The organism is Nonomuraea sp. NPDC003707, from assembly GCF_053587055.1.
Genome location: NZ_JBSFNK010000019.1, coordinates 67,477 through 80,009 on the forward strand (window position 1 = coordinate 67,477; position 12,533 = coordinate 80,009).

The 12,533-nt window shown below is 69.5% G+C and carries 8 protein-coding genes; 4 read left to right on the top strand and 4 right to left on the bottom strand.

Annotated elements, in window-relative coordinates; all coding sequences use genetic code 11:
* Window positions 1–2: 2 nt before the first annotated feature.
* On the bottom strand, window positions 3–4,187 hold the full coding sequence (locus ACWDRB_RS38935; RefSeq protein WP_449902413.1) for a HAMP domain-containing protein: 4,185 nt from the start codon (window positions 4,185–4,187) through the stop codon (window positions 3–5).
* 570 nt (window positions 4,188–4,757) lie between these two features.
* Between ACWDRB_RS38935 and ACWDRB_RS38940 the strand changes: the two genes are divergently transcribed.
* Window positions 4,758–5,852 (top strand): PP2C family protein-serine/threonine phosphatase, encoded by a 1,095-nt coding sequence (locus tag ACWDRB_RS38940; RefSeq protein ID WP_449902416.1) that lies wholly within the window; start codon window positions 4,758–4,760, stop codon window positions 5,850–5,852.
* A gap of 98 nt (window positions 5,853–5,950) precedes the next feature.
* On the opposite strand, the gene ACWDRB_RS38945 is transcribed toward ACWDRB_RS38940, so the two are convergent.
* The 3 genes from ACWDRB_RS38945 to rho form a co-directional block, all read right to left on the bottom strand.
* Complete coding sequence (locus ACWDRB_RS38945) at window positions 5,951–7,723, bottom strand: S9 family peptidase (RefSeq protein ID WP_449902418.1); 1,773 nt, start codon at window positions 7,721–7,723, stop codon at window positions 5,951–5,953.
* A 144-nt stretch (window positions 7,724–7,867) separates the two neighbouring features.
* Window positions 7,868–8,917, bottom strand: coding sequence for a putative RNA methyltransferase (locus ACWDRB_RS38950; protein WP_449902421.1), 1,050 nt, complete (start codon window positions 8,915–8,917; stop codon window positions 7,868–7,870).
* Between the two features lie 245 nt (window positions 8,918–9,162).
* A complete protein-coding gene (gene rho / locus ACWDRB_RS38955; protein ID WP_449902423.1) occupies window positions 9,163–10,269 on the bottom strand; it encodes a transcription termination factor Rho in 1,107 nt (368 codons plus the stop codon).
* A 410-nt stretch (window positions 10,270–10,679) separates the two neighbouring features.
* Here rho and ACWDRB_RS38960 point away from each other — a divergent pair, with 410 nt between their 5' ends.
* The 3 genes from ACWDRB_RS38960 to ACWDRB_RS38970 all read left to right on the top strand — a co-directional run bounded on the left by ACWDRB_RS38960 (window position 10,680) and on the right by ACWDRB_RS38970 (window position 12,531).
* Window positions 10,680–10,832 carry a hypothetical protein gene (locus ACWDRB_RS38960; RefSeq protein WP_387572230.1) on the top strand — a complete coding sequence of 51 codons (153 nt, stop codon included), beginning with the start codon at window positions 10,680–10,682 and terminating at the stop codon, window positions 10,830–10,832.
* Between the two features lie 75 nt (window positions 10,833–10,907).
* Entirely contained in the window at window positions 10,908–11,582 is a 675-nt protein-coding gene (locus ACWDRB_RS38965) for an MBL fold metallo-hydrolase (RefSeq protein WP_449902426.1), read from the top strand.
* Between the two features lie 25 nt (window positions 11,583–11,607).
* Window positions 11,608–12,531 (top strand): TolB family protein, encoded by a 924-nt coding sequence (locus tag ACWDRB_RS38970; RefSeq protein ID WP_449902428.1) that lies wholly within the window; start codon window positions 11,608–11,610, stop codon window positions 12,529–12,531.
* Window positions 12,532–12,533 lie beyond the last annotated feature (2 nt).

Genomic DNA, 12,533 nt, shown 5'->3' on the forward strand with positions numbered 1-12,533 from the left:
GATCACGACCCTTCGGCTGCTGAGGCTGACGAGTCGGACATGGACCCGCGCCCGCGGCTCAGCCAGCCGCGCAGGCGTTCGAGCAGGCGGTCCACGTCCACCGGCTTGGGGACGTAGTCGGACGCGCCGGAGGCGATGCTCTTCTCGCGATCGCCCCGCATGACCTTGGCGGTCAGCGCGATGATCGGCAGGTCGGCGAACTGAGGCATGCGCCGGATGGCGGAGGTGGTGGCCCAGCCGTCCATCTCCGGCATCATGATGTCCATCAGCACGAGCGCGACGTCCTCGTTTCGTTCGAGCTGCTCGATCCCCTCCCGACCGTTTTCAGCGTAGACGACCGTGGAACCGTGTCGTTCCAGGACGCTGGTCAGCGCGAACACGTTACGGATGTCGTCGTCCACGATGAGGATCTTGGCGCCGCTGAGCGGGTCGTCGCCCTGCCACTGGGCCGGGGTCTCCACCGGCTCGACCAGTTCGTGCATCGGCAGGTCGAGCGGCAGCGGCGGCTCGGGCGCGACCGCGGCGGCCGACTCCTCCGCCGACGTCGTCATCAGCTGGCGGCGGGCCACGCCGCCGTCGGTGGCGGCCAGCGGGCCGGTGTAGGAGGCCGGCAGGTAGAGCGTGAACGAGCTGCCCTTGCCCAGCTCGCTGTCCACGTGGATCTCGCCGCCGAGCAGCCTGGCGATGTCCCGGCAGATCGCGAGACCCAGGCCCGTGCCGCCGTACTTGCGGCTCGTCGTGCCGTCGGCCTGTCTGAACGCCTCGAAGATGACATCCCGCTTGTCGGGCGCGATGCCGATGCCGGTGTCGATCACCTGGAAGGCGAGCAGGTCGTCGGCGCCGTGCAGGGTGTCGTCGTCGAAGTCGACCCCGGGCGGCGCCATCGAGACGCGCAGCTTCACCTCACCCCGCGGCGTGAACTTCACCGCGTTGGAGAGCAGGTTGCGCAGCACCTGCTGCAGGCGCTGCTCGTCGGCGCGCAGCTCCTTCGGCACGTCGTTCTCGACGTCGACGCTGAACGACAGCCCCTTGTCCTGCGCCAGCGGCGTGAACGCCGCCTCCAGCAGGTCCACCATCTTCGGCAGAGACACCTGGATCGGGTGGATGTCCATCCGGCCCGCCTCGACCTTGGAAAGGTCGAGCATGTCGTTGATGAGCTGGAGCAGCGACGAGCCCGCGCTGTGGATCGTGCGGGCGAACTCCACCTGCTGCGAGGTCAGGTTGCCCTCGGCGTTCTCGGTCAGCAGCTTGGCCAGCACCAGCAGGCTGTTGAGCGGCGTGCGCAGTTCGTGGGACATGTTCGCGAGGAACTCGGACTTGTAGCGCGAGGAGACCGCCAGCTGCTCGGCGCGCTCCTCCAGCGTGCGGCGGGCCTGCTCGATCTGGAAGTTCTGGATCTCGATCGCGCGGTTCTGCTTGGCCAGCAGCGCCGCCTTGTCCTCCAGCTCGGCGTTGGATCTGCGCAGCTCCTCCTGCTGGCGCTGCAGCTCGTCGGAGCGCTCCTGGAGCTCCCTGGTGAGCCGCTGCGACTCGGTGAGCAGGTCTTCGGTGCGGGAGTTGGCGATGATCGTGTTCATGGTGACACCGATGGTCTCGACGAGCTGGCGCAGGAAGTCGAGGTGCACCTCGCCGAACGGCGTGAACGAGGCCAGCTCGAGCACGCCGAGCACCCGGCTCTCGAACAGGATCGGCAGCACCACGATCTGCGCGGGCGTGGACTGGCTGAGCCCGCTGTCGATGGTGATGAACTGCGGCGGCACGTCGTCGAGCATGATGTGCCGGCCCTCGGCGGCCGCCTGGCCGACGATGCCCTCGCCGATCGCGAACCGCTGGCGCGGCCCCCGGTCGGGGCGCACGCCGTACCCGCCGATCAGTATCAGCTCGTGGTCGCCCTCGGGGTCGATGCCGTAGAAGGCGCCGTAGCGGGCCGAGACCAGCGGCGTCAGCTCGCTCATCGTCAGCTTGGCCACCTCGAGCAGGTCGCGGTGGCCCTGCATGAGCCTGGAGATGCGGGCCAGGTTGGACTTGAGCCAGTCCTGTTCCTGGTTGGCCTGGGTGGTCTCGCGGAGGTTGGCCACCATCGAGTTGATGTTGTCCTTCAGCTCCATCAGCTCGCCCTGCGCCTCGACGGCGATCGAGCGGGTCAGGTCGCCGCGGGCCACGGCGCTGGTGACGGTGGCGATGGCGCGCACCTGCGTGGTGAGGTTGCCGGCCAGCTCGTTGACGCTCTCGGTGAGCCGCTTCCACGTGCCCTCGACGCCCTCGACCCGGGCCTGGCCGCCCAGCTGTCCCTCGGAGCCCACCTCCCGGGCGACTCGGGTCACCTCGGAGGCGAACGACGACAGCTGGTCCACCATGCGGTTGATGGTGGTCTTCAGTGCCAGGATCTCGCCCTGGGCGTCCACGTCGATCTTGCGGGTGAGGTCGCCGTTGGCCACGGCCGTGGTGACCTCGGCGATGTTACGCACCTGGGAGGTCAGGTTGTTGGCCATGAAGTTGACGTTGTCGGTGAGGTCCTTCCAGACGCCCGAGACGCCGGTCACCCGGGCCTGGCCGCCCAGCTGGCCCTGCGTGCCCACCTCGCGCGCCACTCGGGTGACCTCGTCGGCGAACGACGACAGCTGGTCCACCATCGTGTTGAGGGTGTCCTTGAGCTGCAGGATCTCGCCCTGCGCGTCAACGGTGATCTTCTTCGACAGGTCACCCTGGGCCACCGCCGACGACACGGCCGCGATCTGGCGCACCTGGGAGGTCAGGTTGTTGGCCATGAAGTTGACGTTGTCGGTCAGGTCCTTCCAGACCCCGGACACGCCGCGCACCTGCGCCTGGCCGCCCAGCTGGCCCTCCGTGCCCACCTCCCGGGCGACTCGGGTCACCTCGGAGGCGAACGACGACAGCTGCTCGACCATCGTGTTCATGGTCGACTTGAGCTCGAGGATCTCGCCCTGGGCGTCCACGTCGATCTTGCGGGTGAGGTCGCCGTTGGCCACGGCCGTGGTCACCTGGGCGATGTTGCGCACCTGGTACGTCAGGTTGTTGGCCATCGAGTTGACGTTGTCCGTCAGGTCCTTCCAGACCCCGGACACGCCCTTCACCTCGGCCCGGCCGCCCAGCTTGCCCTCGGTGCCCACCTCGCGGGCGACTCGGGTGACCTCGTCGGCGAAGGAGGACAGCTGGTCCACCATCGTGTTGAGGGTGTCCTTGAGCTGCAGGATCTCGCCCTGCGCATCGACGGTGATCTTCTTCGACAGGTTGCCCTGGGCCACCGCCGTCGCCACGGTCGCGATGCTGCGCACCTGGGAGGTCAGGTTGTTGGCCATGAAGTTGACGTTGTCGGTGAGGTCCTTCCAGACGCCCGAGACGCCGGTCACCTGGGCCTGGCCGCCGAGCTGGCCCTCGGTGCCCACCTCGCGGGCGACTCGGGTGACCTCCTCGGCGAATCCGGAGAGCTGGTCGACCATCGTGTTGACGGTGTTCTTCAGCTCGAACATCTCGCCCACGGCGTCGACCGTCACCTTGCGGCTCAGGTCGCCCTTGGCCACCGCGGTGGTCACGACCGCGATGTCGCGCACCTGCGCGGCCACGCGGGACGACATCGTGTTGACGGCCTCGGTGAGGTCGCGCCAGCTTCCCGACATGCCACGCAGGTTGGCGCTGCCGCCCAGCCGGCCCTCGGTGCCGGCCTCGCGCGCCACCCTGGTCACCTCGCTGTTGAACAGCGCGAGCTGGTCGACCATGCCGTTGATGGCCTTGCCGAGGCGCCGCACCTCGCCCCTGGCGGACCGGTCGAGGTCGATCCGGCGCGACAGGTCGCCCTTGGCGACCGCGTCGATCACGTCGGCCGCGCCGCTCACGGGGCTCACCAGGGCGTCGATCAGCTGGTTGACCGACTCGACGCTCTCCGCCCACGCGCCGACGCCCGGCCCGGGCGTCAGCCGCTCGCCGAACCGCCCTTCCTTGACGACCTCTTTGCGAACGCGCACCAGCTCGTTCGCCAGGTGTTCGCGGCGGTCGGCCACTTCGTTGAGCAGCAGCCGGACCTCGCTGAGGATCCCGGGAGGCGCGTGGGGGACACGACGCCGGAAATCACCATCACGCCAAGAGAAAAGGGTCTCAAGGATGGGAATGAGATCCGACTCGGTGTAGGTCCTCTCCTCCGGGGTTGGCGCGGCCTTGGCCGTGGTCATGGGGCCTCCTTCACTCGCGGCGGGCTCCGGCGAGTGATACAAGTCTGTCACGATGAGTAGCTCTGAGTCCTGCCCTTGGATTTACCCCAAGTCAGCTGGAAGTGTGGTAGGCACGGTGGGATGACTGCTTCTCCCCATGCCGTGCTCGCTGCGACCTTCGCGCCGGGCGAGACCGCTGTGACGGCTGCGATGAGATTCACGCGCGAGGTGATGACCGCGTGGGCCACCGGCGGAGTGCTCCATACCGCCGAACAAGTCGCGGGAGATTTGGCCGAACAGGTCGCTGACGAGCCGTTTGAGGTGATCTGGAAGCATCTCGGGGATGCCGTACAGGTCGAACTGAGGCAGCGAAGCCTCTCACAGGGTGATCCGAAAGCTCCTTCCGCGAACGTCGAAGAGTGGGGCGTCACCTTCACGGGCGATTCCCGTGTCCATTGGGCTAGGCTCACGCTACCTGGCTCCCCGGACAGGGTCGCCGCCGAATGGCTGGAGGAGAGCGCCCGAGGTCCGCACTGGCTCGGGTTCCTCGCTGATGCGAGTGACCTGCTCGCGGGCACGCTCGACCCGGACATGGTACCTGCCCTCGTCGCCCAGGTCGTAGTCCCGCGATTGTCCAGCTGGTGCGCCGTCTACACCTCCGACAACTCCGTCGGGCCGATGCGGCTGGTCTACCTCTGGCACGCCGACGAGGCCAAGATCGACGGGCTGCGCGAGCAGCTCGCCGACATAGACGTGGCCGCCGCCGACACCAGGATCACCTCGACCGTCCACCTGGCCGACTCGCAGGTGCTCGCGGTGCCGCTCACGGCGCGCGGGCGGGGGCTCGGCATGATGTGCCTGGGCCGGCCCGACCGCTTTCCCGACGACGTCATCCAGTTCGCCGAGGACATCGGCAGGCGTGCCGCGCTGGCCATGGACAACGCCCGGCTCTACGCCCAGCAGGCCGCCGCCAACCGGGCGCTCCAGCGCAGCCTGCTGCCGCCCAACGAGCCCGAGGTCCCCGGGCTCGACTACGGCGTCATCTACGAGCCCGCCGGCGAGACCAACGAGGTGGGTGGCGACTTCTACGACCTGTTCAAGGCGGGCGACGACTCGTGGCGGTTCGCGATCGGCGACGTGTGCGGCACGGGCCCCGAGGCCGCCGCCGTGACCGGGCTCGCCCGCCACACGCTGCGGCTGCTGGCCCGCGAGGGGTACGGCGTGGCGGCCGTGCTCGGGCGGCTCAACCAGGCGATCCTGGAGGAGGGCGAGCGCGCCAGGTTTCTCACGCTGCTGCACGGCGACATCACGCCCGTGGCGACCGGGCTGGAGGTGCGCCTGGTGTCGGCCGGGCACCCCGAGGCGCTGCGGCTCAAGCCGAGCGGCAAGGTGGAGGCCGTGACCACGCCGCAGTCGCTGCTGGGGGTCTTCCACGAGGTGATGTTCGAGGCCGACACCGTGCATCTTGAGCACGGCGACGTGCTGCTGGCGGTGACCGACGGGGTGACGGAGCGGCGCTCGGGCGGACGGCTGCTCGACGACGACGGCGGGCTGGCCAAGCTGCTGGCCGAATGCGCCGGGCTGTCGGCCAGGGCGGTGGCCGAGCGCATCCGCAGGGGCGCGGCAGAGTTCGCCTCCGAGCCGAGCCAGGACGACCTGGCCATCGTGGTGCTGCGCGCCCGCTAACACGCTCAACAACGCCTCCCTGTGACAGCGTCGGCACATGCTGTCACCGGGAGAGTCTGACGGTCAAGTCGATCAGTCGGGAAACTTCTTACAGTGTGTCAAATGTCACTGTGATCCAGGTGCTTCCTGGCGAATTCGAGCTGGAGGGCGGTCTGCGCGATCCGCTCCGCCACCACGAGCGAGCCGCCGATGGCGTCGTACATGTAGACCTCGTGCTCGCCCCCGTGCTCGGCCAGCTTGGCCACGTACTTCTCGATCTGGCGCAGCGGGCAGCGCGTGTCGTTCTCGCCCGCGAGGATCAGCAGCGGGCTCTTGACCTGGTCGACGTAGGTGATGGGGGAGCTGGCCGCGTACTGCTCCGGCTGCTCGTCGGGTGAGCCGCCGAGCAGCGCGCGGTGGTAGGCGCGCAGGCTCTCCGCCTCGTCCTCGTACGAGGTCTGGTGGCAGGCGATCGGCACCGCCGCGATGCCGGCCGCCCACAGCTCCGGCTGGGTGCCGAGGCCGAGCAGCGTGAGATAGCCGCCCCAGGCCGCGCCGGCCAGCACGATCCGGTTCGGGTCGGCGATGCCGCGATCGACCACGACCTGGCGTACGGCGGCCACGTCGGCCAGCTCGATGTGCCCGACGTCGCCGTGCAGCGCGTCGCGCCAGGCGGAGCCGTACCCGGTCGAGCCCCGGTAGTTGACCCGCACCACCGCGAACCCCGCGTCCACCCAGGCCGCGACCTCCGGCGAGAACGCGTCGCGGTCGTGCGCCGTCGGGCCGCCGTGCAGCAGGAAGACGGCCGGGTACGGGGCGACGCCCGTCTCGGGCTTGGAGACCAGCGCGTGGATGCGGCCGCCCTCGCCGTCGACGTCGATGTCCTCGACGGGGACGCTCGGCGGGGCGGGCGGGCCGCCGGGATTGACCACGACCTGGCCGCTGCTGGAGCGGATGACCGGCGGGCGCGAGGCGCTGGACCAGGAGTACTCGACGTGGCCGCCGGGCCGGGGAGACGCCTCCTCGATCACGCCGTGCGGCGTGTCGATGAGCGTCAGGCCGCCGCCCGCAAGGTCGTAGCGGTGCAGGTACGAGCGGGCGCGGTGGTCGCGCAGGATGAGCAGGCCGCGGCCGTCGTCGTACCACTCGGCGTTCAGGTCGCCGGGGTCCCTCAGCCAGATCTCGCGCTGCTCGCCGCTCACCGGGTCCCAGACCAGGGGCTCGTGGCGCTGGCGGCGCTCGTGCAGGGCCAGCAGGCGGCGGTCGCCGACGACGGGGGCGAAGTGCAGGCCGGTGACGCCCTTGGTGGGCCCGTCGTACAGCTCGGCCACCGTCTCGCCGCTCGGGCGGACGACGCGGAGCGCGGGGTGGCGGAAGTCGCCGTACTCGCCGTGGTTGATCGCGATGAGCGAGCCGTCGAGGGACATGTCGGCCACCCAGGCGGCCTCGCTGTGCTCGTACAGGAGACTCGCCGGGCCGCCGACGCGGACGACATGGATCCTGAACGTGCCCTCGCTGGCCATGCTGATCGCCGCGACGCCCGTCGTGGACAGGGCGAGGCCGCCGGGCTGGCCCGCCGGCAGGTCGGGGGCGACCGGCTCGTTGGGGCCGCCGGCGAACGGCTGGCGCCACCACACGCCGAACTCGTCGCCGGCGGTGTCGGCGAACCAGTAGATCCACTGACCGGTGGGGTCGATGGCGGCGTACGCGGTGCCCTTCGGGCGGTCGGTGACCTGGCGGACGGCGCCGCTCACGCGGTCCCAGGCGTAGACCTCCCAGGTGCCGGTGGCGTTGGAGCGGTAGATGGAGCGGTTGGGGGCCTGGCGTGCCCAGGACGGCAGCGTCATGCGCGACGCGCGGAACCTGGCCTGCCAGCGTTCCTCCGCCTTCATCCGGTGCGCCCCCTCCCATTGATGTCCCGTGCCTCCGGGCGCGGGATGCCGTCCAGTATTGCGCGTGTTCCGGGGAAAAACTCAGGGAATGTGGGGGAATTTCGGACTAAATGCCCCATCAGTAACACCAGTCCCACATGCCCGTCAAGGAACGGGTCTTGATCGGGGTACGGGCTCGAAGATAGACAGGTGAAACGCTGCGTGCGTTACTACTTTTTGCTGTCTGTTCATGGCATTTCGGGAGATAAATCCCGCTATTCGCCTGTCGAGCTCGGCCGGGTCGGTATGCCACGCACTCGGGCCCATCCCGACCACCTGGGCGATGCCGTCATGCCCCAGCTCCATCTCGAACTCGACCGAACGTCGCTCCACCTCGGCGAAGCCCTCCAGGCTCCGCGCCAGCCTGCGCTCCTTCTCGTCGTCCACGGAGAGCAGCCCGAGCTCCTCGACCAGCGGGCTCAGATGCCGCGCCGCCGGGGTCACGACCACCGCGACGCCGCCGGGCCTCAGGATCCTCCCGAACTCGGGCCCGTTCCGGGGCGCGAACACGTCCATCACCACATCGGCCACCCCATCCCTGATGGGGAGCGGACGCCACACGTCGGCCACGAACGCCCCTGCCCTGGGATGCACCCGCGCCGCCCGGCGTACAGCGTGCTTCGACACATCGAACGCCATCCCGATGCCATCGTTCACCGCGTCCAACACGGCCGCCAGGTAGTGCCCGGTGCCCGCGCCTGCGTCGACGATCAACGGCGCGGCCCTGCCCTCCGCGCGACGATCACCGTCGATTTCCGGCTCGTACGCGGGATCCGTTGATCCAGCGCCGTAACCGGCCTCCACTCCCGCCCCACGGTACGCCCTCAGCCCCGTGCCGTCATTCGTTTCGGTGGAGTACTCACGTTTTGCTGGAACGTTCTTGCTGCACGCGTACTTTCGTACAGTTTCTGCTACTGCGTCGTGCAGTGGCGCGTAGTGGCCCGCGTCGAGAAATTGCGCCCGCGCGGCCACCATCTCGGGGCTGTCGGCCGTTCCCGGGGGTTTGTTGCCGACCAGGAGGCTTACGTAGCCCTGCTTGGCGATGTCGAAGGCGTGCCCTTGGGCGCACCGCAGCGCGCCGGCGTCGAGCCGGAGGGTGGCTCGGCAGACGGGACACGCTAGGTATTCGACGATATCGGCCAGCATGCCGCCCATTCTCGTCCACCACCCCGGGACCCTTCCCACGGGGCGGGGCTTGGCTCCTGACGTACGCATCACCACTCCGCCGGTCTCCGCCGCCTGCTCGCCGACGCGGCGCGTTGAAGGGCGCGGGCGATGGATGGTGGCGTGCGTCCTTTGGGGGCGCGCAGGGCGGGGCGTTACAGCGCCGATCGGAGCGTGCGTTGGGTAAGGGTGCGCGTCGGCGGTTCCGTTGAGAGGTGGCGCGCCGGGGTGTGGGGTCAGGCGGCGGTGGTGGCTTCGAGGAGGAAGGCGGCGTTGGAGGGGGTGGCGCGGAGCTTGTCGACGAGGATCTCGAGCCCCTGCCGCTTCTCCAGGGAGGTGAGCATGCGCCGCAGCCGCCACACCACCTGCCGCTCCTCCGTGTGCAGCAGGATCTCCTCCCGCCGGGTTCCCGAGGCGTCCAGATCCACGGCCGGGAAGAGCCGCCGCTCCGCGAGCTCGCGGACGAGGTGCAGCTCCATGTTCCCCGTCCCCTTGAACTCCTCGTACAGGTTGTTGTCCATCCGCGACCCCGTGTCCACCAGCGCGGTGGCGAGGATGGTGAGGGAGCCGCCGCCCTCGACGTTGCGGGCGGCGCCGAAGAAACGCTTGGGCGGGTACAGGGCCCCGGCGTCGATGCCGCCGGTGAGGACCCGGCCGCCGCCGGGCGCCAGGTTGTTGTACGCCCGCCCCAGCCGCGTCAGCGAGTCGAGCAGCAGCACGACGTCCTGGCCGGACTCGACGAGCCGCTTGGCGCGTTCGATGGCCAGCTCGGCGACGGCGGTGTGGTCGCGGTCGGGGTGGTCGAAGGTGGAGTAGAAGATCTCGCCGGAGATCGTGGCGCGCATCTCGGTGACCTCCTCGGGCCGCTCGCCCACGAGGAGGACCATGAGGTGGACCTCGGGGTGGTTGCGGGTGATCCCGGCGGCCAGCGCCTGCAGGACCATGGTCTTGCCGGCCTTGGGCGGGGCGACGATGAGGCCGCGCTGCCCCTTGCCGATGGGCGCGAAGAGGTCGATGACGCGCGTGCTGAGCGACTCGGTCTCGATGCGGAGCCGCTCGGTCGGATGTACGGGTGTCAGCTCGGCGAACCTGGGCCGGTCGCGCCACTGCGCGGCGCCGTTGACCGAGGTGACGCCGACGAGTTTGCTGCCGGCGAACGACGCGACGACGTGGTCGCCGGGCCGCAGGTCGAACTGCCGTACCTTGTCGGGCGTGAGGCGCACGTCGCCGGGTCCGGGGAGGTGCCCGGCCCGGAGGAACGCGGATTTCTCGCGTACGTCCAGGAGGCCCTCGACCTGGCGGACGGGCACGTCCGCACGCTGCTCAGGAATGTGTACAGACATGGTGAAACCCCTTTGGGGGAATGCGCCGGACCAGCCCGAAAGCGGTCGGGCGCGGTGCGAAAAGAAAGGAAGCCGGGCCCCTCGAGAGAACCGGGGCGAGACTCAGATGAAGATCAGCGGAGCCGAAGCTCGACGCCTGGTGGCAAGATACCACACCATCTGGTCCAGTCAACGCCTAGCCCTCTTGGGCTATTCCCGGACCGTTCTCGGAGTTTCTCCCACGGACGCGGGCAGGGGGGCGTGACAATGTTCTTCTCGGCACCGTACTGCGAGGAAAATTACCGCACCCGGTGTGCCGGAGGGCATAGGGCCCCCGTCGAAGCAGCGCCATCGTGTCAAGTGACATGCAGGACCCCTGCAACTCGGTGAGGGTTCCATAGAACCAACAGAAACTCCTTGGGGGAGCACCCATGAAGACCGTCAACCACTGCCCGCGGTGCCACCACGAGCTCGACGAGGGCCCGATCATGTACAGGTGCGCGCACTGCTGCCGCGCCGTCTACGCGGCCGACATCGAGAACGAGTTCGTTCCGCGCCAGCAGCAGGTAGCCGTAGCCGCCTAATCTGGGCGAGTGCCGCATACATCTATAACAGTGTCCGGCGTCGAGGTGACACCGCTCTGCGACGCCGTAGGTCCCATGGGAGCGGCGATCCGCCGCCCGCTCGCCGAGATGTTCCCCGATTCCGGGCTCCAGGACGAGCCTTGGGTCCTGCACTTCCACTGCTATCTGATCCGCGACGCGGCCGGTCGGCTGACCCTCGTCGACACCGGCATCGGTGACGAAGACTCACCGGCCGCGAGCTGGGCCCCCGTTCCCGGCACCCTGGCCGGCGAGCTGGCCGCCGCGGGCGTCTCGCCCGCCGAGATCGGCACCGTCGTCCTGACGCACCTGCACAGCGACCACGCCAGCGGTGTGGTGACCGACGGCAGGCCCGCGTTCGAGAACGCCCGGTACGTCCTCCAGCAGGCCGAGGTGGACGCCGCGCAGGGCCTCGTGCTCGACCGGCTCCTCACCCCGATCAAGGGCCAGCTGCACGTCGTCGAGGGCCACGCCGAGGTCTCACCGGGTGTCCACGTGCATCACGCGCCCGGGCACACGCCGGGCCACCAGATCGCCAGGGTCGGCGACGTGGCCATGACCGGCGACCTCGTGCTCCACCCGGTGCAGCTCGACGACCCGGCCATCCGGTACGCCTACGACGACGATCAGGAGGCGGCCGCGCGCACGCGGGCGGAGGTGCTCGCGGCGCTCAGGGCCGAGCGCGCGATTCTCGCGACCGCTCACTTCGGCGAGCCGTTCCTGCGTTTGTGACGTTTTCCAGGCACGATGTGTAATCATGAAGATACGCATTGTGACTGGTGCCGCACTCGGCGCCGCTCTGGTCGTCCCGTCGGCGGCGTGGGCGGCGCCCACGCCTGATCTGTCCGGAGCCGCCGTCTACGCGGCGGCAGACAACCAGCTCAGCCGATACACGGCCGCCGGCGAGTGGCACCCGCTCGCCAGCTTCGGAGCCACGCAGTTCGCCGCGTCGCCCGACGGCACGAAGGCCGCCTGGATCACTGAGAGCGGCAACCTCAACATCAGGCAGCGCGGCAAGACCAGCACGATCGTCAGCGGTCTCCAGGGCAGTACGCCGTGCCTCACCCCGGTCTGGTCCGCCGACTCGACCAAGGTGGCCTACCCGAGCGCGAACGGCACGATCAACGCCGTCCGGGCCGACGGCAGCAACGCCCCGCACAAGCTGGGCGTGTCCAAGGGCGTCTGCCACCTCGCCTGGGCGGGGAACGGGCGCTATCTCGCCGGCTACACCAGCACCGGCGACGCCCTCTACCGGCTCGACACCAAGACGGGCAAGACCGCCATGGTCAAGAACGTCAAGTCCATCAACCACGTGCAGAGCCTGTCGCCCGACGGCAGCAAGGCGGTCGTGGCGTTCCCGGAGGGCGCGCAGGCGTCCGGCACCAGGACCTGGCCCACCACGTTCAAGCCGGTCATCGTCGAGGTCCCGACGGGCAAGAGGCTGAAGCTGCCGGCCAAGGGCAACGCGATCGGCGCGTACTACCTGCCGGACGGCCGTCTCGTGATGCGGATGGCCGCCGCGCCCGCGCAGCCGGGGCACGCGGGCGGCCACACGGCCGCCCACGCGGCCGGCCACGCCCACAACACGCTGGTCGTGTTCGACAGCGCGGGCAACGAGATCCAGCGGCTGGCCGAGCCGGCCAAGGCCAAGAACCAGGCGCTGCTCCAGGTCGTGTCGTAGGG